Annotated in this window: 14 protein-coding genes; 8 read left to right on the forward strand and 6 right to left on the reverse strand. The window is 41.6% G+C overall.

Going from position 1 to position 16,631, the window contains the following annotated elements:
• Positions 1–10: 10 nt before the first annotated feature.
• The 4 genes from AACZ88_RS02955 to AACZ88_RS02970 form a co-directional block, all read right to left on the reverse strand.
• Complete coding sequence (locus AACZ88_RS02955) at positions 11–466, reverse strand: hypothetical protein (protein WP_339705931.1); 456 nt, start codon at positions 464–466, stop codon at positions 11–13.
• Positions 467–801: 335 nt separating this feature from the next.
• On the reverse strand, positions 802–1,146 hold the full coding sequence (locus AACZ88_RS02960; RefSeq protein WP_339705934.1) for a hypothetical protein: 345 nt from the start codon (positions 1,144–1,146) through the stop codon (positions 802–804).
• Positions 1,147–1,179: 33 nt separating this feature from the next.
• Entirely contained in the window at positions 1,180–1,428 is a 249-nt protein-coding gene (locus AACZ88_RS02965) for a hypothetical protein (protein ID WP_339705937.1), read from the reverse strand.
• Between the two features lie 34 nt (positions 1,429–1,462).
• A complete protein-coding gene (locus tag AACZ88_RS02970) occupies positions 1,463–4,498 on the reverse strand; it encodes a ThuA domain-containing protein (RefSeq protein ID WP_339705939.1) in 3,036 nt (1,011 codons plus the stop codon).
• Positions 4,499–4,605: 107 nt separating this feature from the next.
• Between AACZ88_RS02970 and AACZ88_RS02975 the strand changes: the two genes are divergently transcribed.
• From AACZ88_RS02975 to AACZ88_RS03010, 8 genes are all read left to right on the forward strand, one after another.
• The gene (locus AACZ88_RS02975) at positions 4,606–5,175 is read left to right on the forward strand and encodes a YdeI/OmpD-associated family protein (protein WP_339705941.1); all 570 of its coding nucleotides are present in this window, start codon (positions 4,606–4,608) and stop codon (positions 5,173–5,175) included.
• A 10-nt stretch (positions 5,176–5,185) separates the two neighbouring features.
• Positions 5,186–6,553, forward strand: coding sequence for an amidohydrolase family protein (locus tag AACZ88_RS02980; protein ID WP_339705943.1), 1,368 nt, complete (start codon positions 5,186–5,188; stop codon positions 6,551–6,553).
• A 66-nt stretch (positions 6,554–6,619) separates the two neighbouring features.
• Complete coding sequence (locus AACZ88_RS02985; protein WP_339705945.1) at positions 6,620–7,312, forward strand: DUF2490 domain-containing protein; 693 nt, start codon at positions 6,620–6,622, stop codon at positions 7,310–7,312.
• The gene (locus AACZ88_RS02990) at positions 7,309–8,529 is read left to right on the forward strand and encodes a bifunctional alpha/beta hydrolase/OsmC family protein (protein WP_339705948.1); all 1,221 of its coding nucleotides are present in this window, start codon (positions 7,309–7,311) and stop codon (positions 8,527–8,529) included. Before AACZ88_RS02985 ends, AACZ88_RS02990 begins: the two co-directional genes overlap by 4 nt.
• Before the next feature lie 125 nt (positions 8,530–8,654).
• Positions 8,655–9,296 carry a hypothetical protein gene (locus tag AACZ88_RS02995; RefSeq protein WP_339705951.1) on the forward strand — a complete coding sequence of 214 codons (642 nt, stop codon included), beginning with the start codon at positions 8,655–8,657 and terminating at the stop codon, positions 9,294–9,296.
• Between the two features lie 249 nt (positions 9,297–9,545).
• Positions 9,546–10,133 (forward strand): superoxide dismutase family protein, encoded by a 588-nt coding sequence (locus AACZ88_RS03000; RefSeq protein ID WP_339705954.1) that lies wholly within the window; start codon positions 9,546–9,548, stop codon positions 10,131–10,133.
• A 242-nt stretch (positions 10,134–10,375) separates the two neighbouring features.
• Positions 10,376–10,906, forward strand: coding sequence for an RNA polymerase sigma factor (locus AACZ88_RS03005; RefSeq protein ID WP_339706454.1), 531 nt, complete (start codon positions 10,376–10,378; stop codon positions 10,904–10,906).
• A gap of 1 nt (position 10,907) precedes the next feature.
• The gene (locus AACZ88_RS03010; RefSeq protein WP_339705957.1) at positions 10,908–11,708 is read left to right on the forward strand and encodes an anti-sigma factor; all 801 of its coding nucleotides are present in this window, start codon (positions 10,908–10,910) and stop codon (positions 11,706–11,708) included.
• A 113-nt stretch (positions 11,709–11,821) separates the two neighbouring features.
• On the opposite strand, the gene AACZ88_RS03015 is transcribed toward AACZ88_RS03010, so the two are convergent.
• Entirely contained in the window at positions 11,822–15,190 is a 3,369-nt protein-coding gene (locus AACZ88_RS03015; protein ID WP_339705960.1) for a VCBS repeat-containing protein, read from the reverse strand.
• Complete coding sequence (locus AACZ88_RS03020) at positions 15,187–16,626, reverse strand: carbon starvation CstA family protein (protein WP_339705963.1); 1,440 nt, start codon at positions 16,624–16,626, stop codon at positions 15,187–15,189. The genes AACZ88_RS03015 and AACZ88_RS03020 overlap by 4 nt, the downstream gene beginning before the upstream one ends.
• Positions 16,627–16,631: the final 5 nt, after the last annotated feature.

The following is a 16,631-nucleotide window of genomic DNA, read 5'->3' on the forward strand; positions in this document are numbered from 1 at the left end:
TACTTAGTTCTTATTCCGGTATATTTCTTTTTAATTTAAGAATAACGTCCCGCTTCGATTCCCAGTCTACCAATTGATAATTGTTTTCTGCTACTTTTTCCATTATTTCTTTCTCCAAATTTTCAACAACTTTGGAAACATTATTAAATGCCTCGGATAAGTTTATGTCCATTTCTTTTTTTCTATCAACAGTTTCTAAGATTATTGAGTCGATAGGCTTAGATTTATCGAAATCCTCAAAATTCACTACTCCGGGATTTCCGTAGAGCAGTCCACTTATTGCTACAAATGTAAAAGCATCATTAGCATCAGGATCATGATATGTCCATTTTAAAGCACCGTAGAACGGTCTTCGGGAGTTAATAATAGATTCATCAACTCGTTCATCCAAGTGCTGGTAAGTATTTCTAGGTGAACTTATATTTTCTATTGATTTTATTATTGCGTGTCCATTATTTGAGGGCAAAACTTTGTATAATTTTACAAACCTTCTAATACTATCTAAAAAAGTCCAAGTGTAATGAAAAAGTTGTGGATAGTTCCTTTGACTTGGGTTTTTGGAAATGCGTGTAACATGTTTAAGAATATTATGATACGAATAGTCAATTGTTTCTAAGGTGAACCGCAAAGAGTCTAAAGTCAGTAATTGCTTTTCTTCCATATTAGGTAAGTGCCTCAAAATAGAATTCTTTTTTACCAGCATACTTTAATTAACTGTCATTTGTCTTTAAAAGTTGATTAAATTAAGTACAACTTCCGGCTATCGCTACTTCGCCTTTACGCTAATGGTCCGATAGCCCTTTAGTTATCCAAACGATATTTATCGTATTTCGCTATTAGTTTTTTTGCCCCTACAAGCATCGCCGTTTGGGCACTGGTGGCCAGAGTGGGCACCTTGCTTGCATTATCGAAATGGGAACCCTCTTCGGTCAACTTCGCATATACCTGCGACGAGCTAATCAAAATACCACTATTTAAGTCGTAAATAACTATCGACACCGATGATTCGTTGCTCGCATAATAATCAGGTTCGTCAGAGGGTATTGAAAGTCCCCCGATACCTTCGTTTATAATATTTCCTTTGACATTTATCAGATAATCACAGTCGGTATCTGCTTTTAGTTGCTTTAATTTAGCCGGGCTCAACTCAAAAGCGATATCGGGCCCGATCAATTTGGTTTATCGCAAATCGTTGATTTCCAACAGTGAATCGCCAATAATTGCTTTAAAATGCGTTCTTACGGCCGATTTTAATTCCGTATCAAAAATTTTTGAGTTGGAGGTCGTTTTGTTCAATATCCATTTTCCCTCGTTAAAATCCAAGTGCTTTCCCGTATCAAAGAGATAGGTGTATTTTGGCGTGCTACAAGAAATCGATAAGACGCCCACCACACATAGCAAGACTACGTTAAGCGGAAATCTTTTCATAAAACCAACAATAACAATACAACTGGATACATTTCTATTTGCCCTGAGGCTTATCCTTATTTTTCTTTAAAACAATCGATTTTACGCCTGTCAACGGTATGGTTCCCTCTTCCCCATTGTCGGTATAACTAGCCGTAAGCACCATTACATTGGCATCTTTGGTCGGTTTGGGGCGAATGGTTCCCGCCACAGGCAATGATTTCTCTTTGGCGGTATTGGCCGCCAATGACATGATATACTCTGTGATCTGCCGGGTTTCATCTTTTGTAATATTCGGGTGGGCAGGCATCGTTACCTCGCCCCATACACCGCTACCTCCAGTTGCAATTTTCTTTTGCAGATATGATTTGGCTTTTTTATCCTTTTGGTATTTGTTCGCTACATCGATATATTTTGGACCGATGGACTTTTCATTTTCCTTATGACAGGTCTTACAGTCCATACCCAAGGTAAGCGCCTTACCCGTAATCGCGGCCGAAACCTGTTGGTGCCCCAACGATTTGTTGGCTTCATCCAGGCTTTCCATATAATCGACAGAGACAAAAATATTCTTCTGGTCTATCGCACTGCCATCTGCATCGGTCACAGAAACCGCATACGCCACAGGAACATTCTCTTGAAAAAAAGCATCCCCTCCTTTTAAATCAATAGCAACTTCAGGTCGTGAATTTCCGGCAACCACGGAAACAATCTCGCTTTTGGTCATTGCATTCTTAGCATCTTTGGCTTCCACCGAAATTTTATAATCGCCAGCTTCTGTATACGAATAAGATACCTCGGGAGTCGATGTTTCCTTGGTCTCCCCGTTACCAAAGTCCCAGAGATAAGTAATCGCATCATCCTCGCGATCACGAGCCTCGACCTTGGCGGTAACATTCAACGGTAATTTTCCCGCTGTATGGTCTACAATAATATTATCGATCAATGGAGGTCGATTTCCGGCGTTGTATTCGATATAACTTAATGCCGAATCGTCATTTTGCGAAAACCAACCGCTACCATATTCCAAAAGATAAACCGTACCATCGGGGCCCATTTCCATATCGATCAGGTTGTTTAGGTCGATATCGGATCCAAAAGGCTCCATTTTATTAAAAGTGCCGTCTTCGAACAGGGTCACGGCCATCATCCAACCACGGATCCAATCGTAAATAATGACTTTTTCATTATAATACGCCGGCAAAGTTCCGCCATTGGGGTACATATCGGAATAATACGTCGGACCGGCCATCGCATTTCGACCTCCTGTTTTAACTTGTGGAAAATCCGGGGTCTCGACGTATGGATAATACACATACGCCGGTTGCGCGGGCGGAAGTTCGGTAAGTCCCGTATTGTTTTTTGAATCGTTGATCGGGTGTTCGGGGTCAAAGAAATCACCGGACTCTCCAGTTGCATAATCATAGTCACGGTATGCATAATTACCACCTACGAACAATGGCCAACCAAAATTTCCGGCTTCCCTGGCCTGGTTCATTTCATCATAGCCCCGAGTTCCGCGGGTATCCCATTTATTCTCGCGTGCGTCGGGCCCGACGTCGCCCCAATAGACCCAGCCTTTTTTGGGGTCAACGGAAATGCGATACGGATTTCGGTGTCCCATCGTAAATATCTCAGGACGGGTTTTAGCGGTTCCTTCGGGGAACAAGTTGCCCTCGGGAATATCATAACTTCCGTCCTCATTTACTTTTATCCGTAGAATTTTTCCTCTTAAATCATTTGTATTACCTGAAGATCGTCGTGCATCGTACTGCTCTTTCCCGGGTAGATCGTTCAACGGTGCGAACCCATTATTGACATACTTCGCGCCTTTTTCATTAAAAGGTGTTGAATTATCGCCAGTCGACAGATACAGCATATTGTCGGGTCCGAAAGCTATGGAACCTGCTGTATGGCAGCAGATCTCACGTTGACTATCCACTTCTAAAATCACTTGCTCCGAAGCCAAGTCGAAAGTGTCATCAATAAATTTAAAACGGGACAAACGGTTGACCCATTTGTCACCTGTTGGGGCATAATACGCATAAATCCAATGATTATTTGCAAAATCAGGGTCTTTCTGAAGTCCCATCAATCCCTCTTCGGCATTCACCCCCGGGGTGTTCAGCGTTTTGTGATATACATCGAGCTTTGCAACTTCTTTAAGTTCCTTGGTCTCTGCATCATAATGAACTATTTCACCTCGTCTTTGGGAAACCAATATGTCGTTATTGGGAAGCACCGCCATTTCGGTAGGTTCAAAAAATTCACCATTGACCAATACCTTTTTCGAAAAACGATCGACATCGGGTGGTATTTGAGTTACCGCCTTTTCATAGTTTAAGTTTTTATTTTCGCCAATCGCATATTGAATTCCACCCAAAACATGTTTTAGAAAGTTTTCTTCGGCGTAGCTCTCATCGGTATGTCCGGCAGCGGTATAAAAGGCACGCCCTCCATCATATTCATGATACCAGCTCATTGGGTGCGAATCCCCATTTGTACCCCCTTTATAAGTCGATTCGTCGACAGTCATCAAAACGTTGACATCCGGATTGATTTTTTTAAAGTTGTACAATTCATCGGCTCTGTGCCAGATGGAATCTGTAAAAAAATTGGTCGCGGCAAAGTTTTTATCCTTAATCACAAAATCGGCTTCAGGAGTTCCTGCAGGGTGGCCCGAAAAATAGGCACCCACCAATTTATTGTACCAGCCCCAATCGTATTCGGTGTCCGTTGCCGCATGAATGCCGACAAAACCTCCCCCGGCTTGCATATAGCGTTCAAAGGCAGCTTCTTGCTGCGCATCAAGTATATTGCCCGTCGTATTTAAAAATACGATAGCGGAATATTGCTTCAGGTTGTCTTCGTTAAAAAGGTCGGCATTCTTTGTGGTGTCTACTTCAAAACCATTTTCGGCGCCCAACCGCTGTAAAGCTGCCATTCCCTTTGGAATTGAGCTGTGCTTAAACCCCATAGTCTTTGAAAAAACCAACACTTTCGGTTTCCCCTCCCTTTTTGATTTATCGGTGCAAGAAAAGCTAAACACAAGGGCAATGACGGTAAACGTCAACAAAAAATGCTTCTTCATTAATCTAAATATTTTATCTTTATTTAATCCGTAAAAATCCAAGCCTATAAATGTAAGCATTGTTTGTGCTATTGACCAAATAGTAATTTTAGATAAACTTTACCCTTATGGAGGAAATGCCCATGCTCTATTTTAAAACCGATTCGGAATGGCGCAATTGGCTGCATCAAAACCATGACAAGCAAAAAGGCGTCTACTTGATTTTTTATAAGGTCGACCACGAAAAAGAAAGCATGCGCTGGGAAGAAGCCGTAAAAGTAGCACTCTGCTATGGTTGGATCGACAGTACCGTAAAACGTTTGGGCGAAGGCAAACGTCGGCAGTACTTTTGCCCGCGCAATGCCAAAAGTGCTTGGAGCAAAGTAAACAAAACCCATATTGAAGAATTGATAGCCAACGATTTCATGCACGAAAGCGGTTTGGCCAAAATAGAAGATGCCAAAAATGATGGGTCATGGGCAGCACTTGATGATGTCGAAAATGGTATTGTACCGACCGATTTACAAGCGGCTTTCGATGCTAACCCAATTGCCTTTTCAAATTATCAAAACTTCAGCTCGAGCTATCAAAAAGGTTATTTGGCTTGGCTAAACCAGGCTAAACGGGAAGCGACTCGAAAAAAGCGCATCGTAGAAATTATTCAACTATGCGCACAAAATATAAAATCACGCAATTAAAACCACTATTATGAAAAGCTGTATCACTTGTCTGGCAATGTTATTGTTTTTGGCCTGTAATGAGGCTCAAGATACTGTAAGTACTACGGCCACACTGATTACCGATGTGGCCATTATCGATGTAACGAACGGCGAAATTCTGAATGACCGGCAAATCGTCGTTGATTCGGGAAAAATAAAGCAGCTTTCAACAGCCATTGAAAATGCAGATAAATATGCAACTAAAATCGATGGGAAAGGCAAATATGTAGTCCCGGGCCTGGCAGAGATGCACGCCCATATTCCGCAACCGCCAACCTCCCCGGAGCGAACTGAAGATGTTCTTTTTTTATATCTCTCGAACGGAATTACCACAATACGGGGGATGCTGGGCCACCCGACCCATTTAGAACTTCGGGAAAAGGCTAAAAACGGTGCGGTTTTGAGTCCACGTATTTTTACTTCGAGTCCGTCATTTAACGGTAATTCGGTAAAGACCAAAGAAGAAGCGATTGAAATGGTGACGGCATATAAGAACGAGGGGTACGATTTTTTAAAAATCCATCCGGGCGTTCAACGAGAGGTCTTTGACCAAATGGTAAAGACCGCAAATGAAGTGGGCATTCCTTTTGCCGGCCACGTACCTGTAGCTGTCGGCATCCGTCATGCCTTGGAGAGCAGATATGCCTCTATCGACCATGTTGATGGATTTTTAGAAGGCCTTGTACCTGAATCTGAAAATGTAAAGCCAAACGAAAACGGATTTTTCGGCTATAACTTCACACCCTTGGCAGATACTTCCAAAATTGATGAATTGGTACAACTGTCTAAAGAAAAAGAGGTCTGGATCGTACCGACACAAAGTCTTTTTACCAAGTGGTTTGCTCCGGCCGATGTTGATGACTTGTTAGCACTCCCTGAAATGAAATACATGCCCGCAAGCACACTTGAAGATTGGAAACGGCGGAAAATAGCATCGACAGGCGAAGACAGCAGCTTTGATGCGGAACAATGGAAAAATTTTGATGCCATTCGTAAAGAATTGCTTAAAAAATTAAGTGAAAACGGTCATGGAATTTTACTGGGTTCCGATGCCCCCCAACTATTCAATGTACCCGGATTCTCGATCCATAAGGAAATGCAGGATATGGCCGATGCCGGTATGACGAACTTGGAAATCATTCAATCGGGCACCCTAAACCCGGCCCGATATTTCGATATGCAAGATAAATTTGGTGAAATCAAAGCAGGGTTGGCGGCCGATTTTATTTTAATCGATGGCAATCCATTGGAAAACTTAAAGGCGCTACAGCAAGTTTCTGGGGTTATGGTACAGGGAAAATGGTTGAGCAAGGAAGCGATTGATGAAAGATTACAATCCATTTCCAATAAAAAATAACATCTTTTGGATTATTCTTTTTTTTTTGTTTTGGTATATTTAGCCAAAATCCTAAAAAAAATCGCAATGATTCGAAGCTTACTTGTTAGTATCCTATTCTGTTCATCATTTTTAAGTATGGCCCAAGAAACGGGTGAAAATTCCCTAGGCTCTTGGCACATGTATTTTGGCACCAACAAGATATCCGACAAATTGAGCATACATACCGAAGCACAATTACGGTACTACGAAAACGGAAAAAATTTCAACCAACTGTTGTTACGTACAGGCCTGAACTATCACATCAATCCGCATGCGATTGCTACGCTAGGGTATGGTCATATTACCACTGACGGCACTTTTGAAGAATTCCCGGACGAAACCAATTCGATAGAACATCGAATTTTTGAACAATTTATTCTGAAAAACAAGGTTGGGGAATTCCTTTTCGAGCATCGGTATCGACTGGAACAGCGTTTTATCGATTTTGGTGATCGAACCGATACACAGCATCGAGCGCGATACCGACTACAGGTGACCTTGCCCTTGACCGACATTTTCTTTTTGAATTTTTATGACGAAGTTTTTCTGAACCTGCAAGATGACGTATTCGGCCAAAACCGATTGTATGGGGCCTTGGGAATCAATGTCACCAGTAACCTTAGTGCTCAGGTCGGTTATATGAAAAACCATTTCCCCAATGCAAATTTTGACCGTCTACAGATAGGAGTTATTTATAATCCCGACTTAAGAGGTATATTCAAAAAGGAAAAGACATGAGCTTACAAAAAGTCACTTTTAGAAACGAAGAAGGCCAGACGCTTGTCGGTCGGTTAGAATTGCCCGCCGATCAACATCCACACAACTTTGCACTGTTTGCCCATTGTTTTACCTGCAATAAGAACCTATCGGCTATACGGAATATCGGAAAAGAGCTGACTTCGAATGGCTTTGGAGTTTTACGTTTCGATTTTACCGGACTTGGGGAAAGCGAAGGTGATTTTGCCGATACCAATTTTTCAGGCAATGTACAAGACCTTGTTGTGGCAGCAGATTATTTGGCACAGAATTTTAGTGCGCCCACGCTTTTGGTCGGGCATTCTTTGGGCGGTGCTGCGGCCATTTTTGCAGCAGCCGAAATACCGTCGGTAAAAGCAGTGGCAACCATTGGGGCTCCCGCTACCCCTACCCATATACGCCATTTACTTAAAAGTGGTCTTGACGAAATAGCTTCGGAAGGAAAAGCGACGATCAACCTAAGTGGTCGAGATTTCACCATAAAAAAGCAATTTTTAGATGACCTAGAGACGAATCCCCTACCTGAAACCGTAAAAAAGTTGCGAAAGGCACTACTCATCATGCATTCGCCACAAGACGACACCGTAGGCATAAAAAATGCAGAGGAAATCTATGTCGCGGCACATCATCCTAAGAGCTTTGTTTCTTTAGATGGGGCCGACCACCTACTGATGAAAAAGGAAGATTCGATGTATGTTGGTAAGGTCATAGCAGGTTGGGCACAGCGATACCTCCATATTGATCTTGTTCAAAAAGAACCGAAAACCAAACATCAAGTCGTGGCAAGTCTTGATGCCAAAGACGGATTCACCACACAAATGAAAGTAGGTGGCCATTATATGGTAGCCGACGAACCCAGCGAGGTTGGTGGCAATGAATTCGGGCCATCACCCTACGAATTCGTTTCGGCGGGTTTATCGGCCTGTACGGCCATGACTATTCAAATGTATGCCAAAAGAAAAGGCTGGCAAATCGATAATGTTGAAGTACACACTTCTTATAGCAAAGAACATGCGGAAGATTGTTTGGATTGTGAAAATCCGAATGCAAAAATTGACACGTTTAACCGAGCGATAAAACTGACCTCTAAATTAGACGACAAACAGATCAAGCGTGTTTTGGAAATTGCCGATAAATGCCCTGTACACAAAACATTACATAGCGAAACCAGGGTTATCACTTCACTTTTGAACAAATAGCTTCCTGTTTCCTATAAAATCGGAAAGTAAGATGTCATTTAAAATTTGGATTAATTCATTTTAAGAATTGTTCGAGGTGGCATTTTATATGTAACTTTATACCTAAAATTTAAAATAAGAATATCATGAAAAAATTAGCTTTTGCATGTTTAGGCCTACTTTTAATTACCGGGGTAAGTTGTAAAGATGCAAAGAAAGGGCAAGAAGGAGAAGCCACAACGGTTCAGGCAGCATCCTCAGAAAAATTTAATTTAGTCAAAGATTCTACCAAAGTTAGTTTCACGGCTTACAAGACCACTGAAAAACTTCCTGTTGGTGGCAAATTCACAACAATAAACATTACTGATTCTAATGAAGGCGGTACGGCCATGGAGGCCCTTAATGGCACCAAATTCAGTATTCCTGTTAGCAGCTTATTTACCAATGATGCGACCGGAACGAGAGACCCTAAAATCTTGGAGTTCTTCTTCGGTGTTATGAAAGACACCGAGCTCATTTCCGGGGTTTTCAAAGTTTCAGGTGACGATAAGTATTCCATCGACGTTACCCTAAACGGACAAACCGGTACAATTCCGTTGAACCGGACAGTTATCGATGAAAACAACTTTTCTTTTGCCGGTATAATGAATTTGGAAGACTGGGATGCGCTAGATGCCGTTGCTTCCATCAATAAAGCTTGTGAAGTCTTACATACCGGTCCTGATGGTGTGAGCAAGACTTGGAATGAAGTTGCCGTAAAAGCAGATGTACTTTTACAAAAAAACTAATATCATCTTTCCGCTTACTTCAAAGGTTTGATTTTCTGATTTAAATCCGGCATATGCAGGTAGAAGAAAATTAGAAAACAGTTATAGAAAAAAAGATTCCTGGTTTTGATTTCGGTCAAAATCGGGATTTTTTTATTCCTACCCACCATTTTTAACCCAATAAAAGTAAAAGATGACGCATATCATTTCTGAATTTGATATCCCCTAAATTAATTGGTACGTTTAGAATTCATCAAAAAAACCTAAGAAATGAGAAGTATAAGTATTTGGGTAATTGCATTGATGGTAAGTCTCTCCTACAATTGCAAAGACCAAAAAAAAGAGACTAAGGAAACGACCGGTGAAATGGAGCAGACCATGAGTGAAATGAACGAAGAGGTCAGCGCCGAATCACTACAATTTTCTATGGAACCCAAAAGTGGCAGTACCGTCAAGGGCGTTGTCAATTTCACCGAAGAAAATGGGAGCGTAAAAATGATAGCCGAATTGTCTGGACTTAGTGAAGGCGAACATGCTATTCATATTCATGAAAAAGCGGACTGTTCTTCGGATGACGGAAAATCAACGGGCGGGCATTGGAATCCCACGAATGAACCCCATGGGAAATGGGGCGATTCAAAAGGATATCACAGAGGTGACATTGGTAATTTCCCCGCTGATGCCGAGGGTAACGCCACTGTTGAATTTGAAACAAATCAATGGTGTATCGATTGTGACGACGCTACCAAGAATATTGTGGGCAAAGCGGTCATAGTACACGATGGCGTTGATGATTACACTTCACAGCCTAGTGGTGATGCAGGCACACGTGTAAGTTGTACTGGTATAATTCAATAGCACCGAATAATAGTTGAGAAAATAGCGGCTTTTTAGACCGCTATTTTTTATATTTAACCTAGAGTCCATTTTGAAATATACCGATTATTTTTTGATGCTCCTTTTTGATACATTATTTTGCTTATCCCGAACGTTCGGGATAATCCGTGGCTACGGCTATGTTAAAAAATTTTGTATCAAAACCGATTGATAAAAACGATGGTCATGCAATTCAGAACAGTCTCATAACCCTAAAATTTTCTATGGAACTAGACCCCCTAGTGGAACGATTTCAGCAAAAGGATTTATCCGCCTTTGAAAAATTACACCACATGTATTCTGAGAATATATGTGGCGTAATTAATACCATCGTACGTAATAATGACCTTGCCGAAGAAATTTGTCAAGATGTTTTTGTTAAAGTATGGAACAATGCAGAAAGTTACAATTCTTCAAAAGGACGCTTTTTTACATGGATTTTGAACATTGCCCGCAACGCTGCGATCGATGAAGTGCGCTCAAAATCCTATAAAAACAACAAAAAAAACCTGTCTGCCGATTACTTCGTAGGTATGCTTGAAGATGACAGTGCCGCCAATAGCAATATTGATAGTATTGGTCTTACCAAATTGATCAAAGAGCTTAAAGATAAGTGTATACAGCTAATCGATATGCTATATTTTAAAGGTTTCACTCAAAAGGAAGCCTCAGAAAAATTGGAGATTCCGTTGGGAACTGTAAAAACTAGGAATAGAAGTTGCATCTCTCAACTCAGGAAAAATATGCAGTTGTAATATGGACGAAGAAAAATACATAGCATCAGGCATTTTAGAGCTCTACGTAGCCGGATTGCTTTCAGCGAAAGAAAATCTAGAGGTGTATGAGAATGCTCAAAAGTACCCTAGGATAAAACAAGAAATCGAAGAAATCGAAAAATCTATATTAGCGGTGACCAAAGCCCTCTCACCAGGCCTTACAAACGGCTTTAATGGTGTTAAAAGAAAAATAGGAATGGGAAGCTCCGAAACCAAGGTAGTTCCAATGACTAAAAAAGAGGTGAACCCAATATGGTATGTGGGATGGGCCGCTTCTCTTTTATTAATTGCCGGTCTTGTATGGATGTACACCCAAAATCAAGACTTAAAATCTCAAATAGAAGTTGTAAATCAGACCAACAGTCAGTTGGAGCAGCAAATAGCCGATTCAGATTCGTCGCTTGAGAAATCTCAAGAATTACTCGAGACACTTCGCGATCAAAACGTTACCGTTGTTGCCTTGGGCGGTCAGGAAGTCGCTCCCGAATCTTATGCAAAGGCCTATTGGAACAAGACGGAAGAAAAAGTCTATATCGATGCAAAAGGCTTGCCCGAACCACCCGATGGTTTCGTATACCAAGTCTGGTCGTTAAAATTGGATCCTCTTACCCCTACAAGTATGGGGCTTTTAGAAGATTTTATTTCGGATGAGAACAAGGTTTTCGCACTAGCAAACCCTAACGATACCGAAGCTTTCGGAATCACCTTAGAACCTGCCGGGGGTAGCGAATCACCAACGCTGGAGCAATTGTATACGCTCGGGGTAGTTTCCTCATCGTAAAACAAATGTTTATCACCTAATCGAATGGGCGGTATGTTTTCAACATACCGCCCATTCGTATTTAACCTATATAATCTTTAATCGAGGTATTCAAGTGATTCAGTACTGACACACTACATTTGCAATAACATCAAGGTATCGTCATTACGTGCCACCAGTATTCCTTTCTTTTTCTCGGCGCCTAACCCAATAAAGGAAGCTCCCCGTACATCACCTCGAACATATAACCCTGATTCAGCAGGGGCTACCGCACTGAATTGCAATTTTCCATTATTTTTTAGGTAGAGTCCGTAACCCGCATCGTTTCTTGGGGTTTCTACTTCTGATGCATACAAATTACCTAATACAATTAAATCTTTCTTTGTACTTTCAGCGCTATCGGATACCAATATCTTGTTAACCGATGAAATCTGAGCCCGGTTCGGCAATGGTTTGAATTCGAATGTTTTGTTGTTCTTGTTTTCAAGAATACAACTGGCAAAGTTATTGGCGGCGTAGTGTAAAGAATTATCCAATCCCTCTCCATAGACTTCCTTCAAATCTGCTTTAGCAAAAGCATCATAGGTTTTAAACTTCTTCTTAATGAACGGCATTTGATTTGACGTACATTCCCTTCCCCTTAGGGGATACAAGGCACTGTCTTGCTCATAACCCAAAACGATATCGTTGGAATTATTCTTGTCAAAATCGTTTACGTACAAATGAAAGGGTGCAGCTTCGGAAGCTTTGTATTTATAATTCAACCCAAGATTACCGGCAACCAAATCCAGATCCCCATCATTATCGATGTCATCGGCTGCAAGGCCCGACCACCAGCCAATTTGACCGGCGACGCCATACTGCTCCGATTTGTTTATGAACCGCCCGTCTGTCTTTTTAAATATTTCAATACTACCCCATTCTTGGGCGATTACAAGTTCTAAATTACCATCACTATCGATATCGGCCCAAAGTGCATCAGTCACCATACCGTGCTCCAATAAATCTGGACAAAGGGTTTCAGTAACGTCAACAAACTTCGCTTCGCCATCAGAATATCTATTTTCCAAGAGGTAGCTTTTAACAGGTACACCATAATTCAACGGGCGTACCCGAGATCCAACAAACAAATCAAGATCACCATCATTGTCATAATCGGCCGCCGTGACTGCCTGGCCGCTTGCGACAATAGCCGGAAGTGCTTGCACATCACGCCTAAAATCGCCAGAACCATCGTTCAGATACAACCGATCTCGATAGTATTCATCATCTGTCGGTTTTTCGTTCCCTCCACTGACCACATACAAATCTTGGTCGCCATCGCCATCAACATCAAAAAAAAGTGAAGCGGTGTCTTCGTGATGGCCGTCTTTCTCAAAGGATGCTACCTGTTTTCGAACAAACTTCCCTATGTTCGACTGAAGAAAAAGCGCTGCTGGCTGGCCCATGGCCCCTCCAATAAAGAAATCCTCAAGACCATCACCATTTACGTCCGCAACGGACAAGCTCGGACCGAATTGTGACATTTTATGGGGCAACAACGACTCCATTTCAAAATCGTTATACATATTCTCTTTATGCCTAAATGAAATGTCTGAACTTTCAGTGATATCATGAAATAAAAAATCGCCCTTTGAAGCGTTTATTTCCGCTATTCCGGAAGGCTCATAAACAACATCCAAAACTTGATTCGCCATTACATTGTGAAGCACTTGATTTTTCCCGTCTGGCCAAATGACCTTAACGGTCTCTATTTTTTGAATATCGTTCAAACCAAAATGCAAGGGTACGGCCATGGCCGATTGAAAACCTCTGCTAAAATAGTTCTCGCTCAAATATTCCTTACCGTCTGCTGTTACCACAACTCGAGCTCCCAAACCATCCCTATTCTCTTTAGGACCCTTAAGATCGATATCAATATACGCGTTGTTTTTTGAGTTGTTTCGATACAGATGGGCGAAATCATCGATATTGTTTACGATGATATCTAAATCACCATCGTTATCAAAATCGGCATAGGCGGCACCGTTGGAGAAGGATGTCGGCTGCTCCAATTCCAATGGACGAAAACGCAGGTCTTTATTATTTAGAAATAGGTAATTCTTTGTTTTACGTCCTGGCATTTTATCTAACAAATCGTCTACATGTTTTGCCAAATCGACTTTATTCCGACGAATATTTTCTTGGTATTTCTCTTCCAGATAAATTGAAAAATCGTTGTTTCGGAAGTCTCTTTTAATGCCGTTGGTTACAAACAGATCTTTATGGCCATCATTATCCATATCAAATAATAACGGTGCCCAGCTCCAATCGGTACTTGATACGCCCGCCAATTGGGCAACATCGGAAAAAATTGGAATCGTTGACCCAGGATAGACCCCATTGTTGATTTGCAGGGCGTTGTACATGTATTGTCGGTGCAACCCCAAATTTTCAATCTTATAGAAATTGGCAACGTTCATACCGCTCATGCTCGTCTTTTGGGTATAATTATCCTCCGCCATCATATCCAAAGAAACAATATCGAGAAAACCGTCGTTATCGATATCGGCCATATCATTCCCCATAGAAAAGGTCGAAATATGGTTAAAGGCCTTTAAAGCGCTTTCCGTAAATGTTCCATCGGAATTATTCAGATAGAGATGGTCTTTTTCGTAATAGTCATTACTGGTATAAACATCGGGCCACCCGTCGTTGTTGACATCACCAATGGCGACGCCCAAGCCAAACCCGATATTGTTACTTATAATTCCTGCAGTTTCCGTTACGTTGATAAACTTCCCGTTATCATTTCGATACAGTTTTTCACCTATTTTATCCGACTTGCCCTCTGCCACCTTATCCAATTCTTCAATACCATACATTTCGATATTATGGTTGATCAAAAACATGTCTAGATCTCCATCCTTGTCATAATCAAAGAAAGCGGCTTGAGTGGAATAATGGGGCAAATCTAAGTTATAAGCCGCGGCATTTTCCTCAAATACGGGAACACCCTCGGCATCGACACCTTTATTGATCAGCAGTTCATTTCGAAGTAAATCGTCCGTTTCAAAACGACCCGATTTAAGGATGTAGATATCCTTTAGACCATCATTGTTGATATCTATGATGGATACCCCGGTCGGAAACCCTCCGTTACCTTGGGCATTGGCTTTCACGCTAACGTTCTTAAACTTCAGTCCGCCTTGATTCAGGTATAGCTTGTTTGTACGAAGGTTACTAATAAAATAGACATCTTGAAGGCCGTCATTATTAAAATCGGCTACCCCTACTCCGCCGCCATTATAAAAATACTCGTAGTAGAATCCGTTCATGGTGGTGGACTCCTCCAATTTATTCACAAAATTGAGTCCAGTATCATTGGCATCTAAAACCGTAAACAAGGGTTCTTTGATATTGTCTGCATGGGTCTGCCGTTTTTTCTCGGAACAGGCCACAGCAAGCACTAAAAAAAAAGGAAAGATACTTAGAAATAGTTTCCGTTTATTTTTCTTGATCATATTGATGCCAAAACTTTTTTACGTTGGGTCGCATAGATCCAAAACAAGACCAATACCCCAATTGTTGTAAGACCACCTCCGATATACGCAATGTCATTTGCAAGACCAAAGCCTTCGGGGGCGACAAGTATATAGGTGCTACACACCATAGTCATAAAAAGTGCGGGTATGAGCGTTACCCAATAAGCCTTATTCTCATAAATTAAATAGGCAGTTATTGTCCACAATACTACAGTTGCCAAGGTTTGATTGCTCCATGCAAAATAGCGCCAAATAATTCCGAAGTCTATTTGTGTCAATGCGAATGCGATTACGAACAAGGGTAAACTGATGTACAGTCTACTCTTTATTTTTTTCTGGCTCGCCTTAAAAATATCCGCTAAAATCAATCGTGCCGACCGAAACGCAGTATCGCCCGAAGTTATGGGAGCGGCAACAATACCCAATAGCGCTAAAATTCCGCCAACACCCCCCAACATATTTAATGATATTTCATTAGCAGCCCAAGCGGCATTATTTCCGTTCGCCAGCATCGCCCCATTTAAGTCGGTTACATTACCAAAGAAGGTCATGGCGGCGGCGGCCCAAATTAAGGCTACGACTCCTTCGGTGACCATAGTGCCATAAAAAATTTTCCTTCCTAATTTTTCGTTCTGCATACAGCGTGCCATCAATGGGGATTGCGTTGCGTGAAAACCCGAAATAGCACCACAGGCAATGGTGACGAAAAGGATGGGAAAAAGCGGGGTTTCTTCCGGATTCGAAGTCATGTTCCTCAAATTGGAAGGTACAATCTCGGGGATGGCATAATCGCCAAAGACCAACGCAATCAGAAGGCCTACGGCCATCAAGAGCATGGCCACTCCGAAAATGGGATATAATTTGCTAATCAATTTATCAATAGGAAGCAAGGTAGACAACACATAATACCCCAGAATGATACCGACCCACACCCAAAGATTCCAAACTCCACCGGTCATACCGTCGATTATCTTGGCCGGACCCATGAGAAATACCGTACCTACGAAAATCAGCAATACTACGGTAAACACGCGCATTACCTGTTTTACATTGGGGCCGAGATAGATACCAACTACTTCACTAATACTGAGTCCGTCATGACGCACCGACAACATTCCTGAAAAATAATCGTGAACGGCTCCTGCAAAAATACTTCCCAAAACAATCCATAAAAAAGCAGCCGGACCAAACATGGCTCCAGCAATAGCACCAAAAATAGGTCCCAATCCTGCGATATTTAGAAATTGGATTAAAAATATACGCCAAGCGGGTAAAGGCATAAAATCTACATCGTCTCTTAGTCGAACCGCCGGAGTTTCCCTTTTTTGATCAATGCCGAATATTTTTTCGACAAACTTACCGTAGGTAAAATAACCCAAAATCAAAACCAGTATTGAAATTATAAATGAAATCATGGTGT

The organism is uncultured Kriegella sp., from assembly GCF_963975415.1.
GTDB lineage: Bacteria > Bacteroidota > Bacteroidia > Flavobacteriales > Flavobacteriaceae > Kriegella.

Coding starts and splice junctions, on each gene's coding strand:
- AACZ88_RS03020 (WP_339705963.1), bottom strand. CDS start 16,626: ATGATTTCATTTATAATTTCAATACTGGTTTTGATTTTGGGTTATTTT.
- AACZ88_RS02975 (WP_339705941.1), top strand. CDS start 4,606: ATGGAGGAAATGCCCATGCTCTATTTTAAAACCGATTCGGAATGGCGC.
- AACZ88_RS03010 (WP_339705957.1), top strand. CDS start 10,908: ATGGACGAAGAAAAATACATAGCATCAGGCATTTTAGAGCTCTACGTA.
- AACZ88_RS02985 (WP_339705945.1), top strand. CDS start 6,620: ATGATTCGAAGCTTACTTGTTAGTATCCTATTCTGTTCATCATTTTTA.
- AACZ88_RS02980 (WP_339705943.1), top strand. CDS start 5,186: ATGAAAAGCTGTATCACTTGTCTGGCAATGTTATTGTTTTTGGCCTGT.
- AACZ88_RS02990 (WP_339705948.1), top strand. CDS start 7,309: ATGAGCTTACAAAAAGTCACTTTTAGAAACGAAGAAGGCCAGACGCTT.
- AACZ88_RS03000 (WP_339705954.1), top strand. CDS start 9,546: ATGAGAAGTATAAGTATTTGGGTAATTGCATTGATGGTAAGTCTCTCC.
- AACZ88_RS02970 (WP_339705939.1), bottom strand. CDS start 4,498: ATGAAGAAGCATTTTTTGTTGACGTTTACCGTCATTGCCCTTGTGTTT.
- AACZ88_RS03005 (WP_339706454.1), top strand. CDS start 10,376: ATGGAACTAGACCCCCTAGTGGAACGATTTCAGCAAAAGGATTTATCC.
- AACZ88_RS02995 (WP_339705951.1), top strand. CDS start 8,655: ATGAAAAAATTAGCTTTTGCATGTTTAGGCCTACTTTTAATTACCGGG.
- AACZ88_RS02965 (WP_339705937.1), bottom strand. CDS start 1,428: ATGAAAAGATTTCCGCTTAACGTAGTCTTGCTATGTGTGGTGGGCGTC.
- AACZ88_RS03015 (WP_339705960.1), bottom strand. CDS start 15,190: ATGATCAAGAAAAATAAACGGAAACTATTTCTAAGTATCTTTCCTTTT.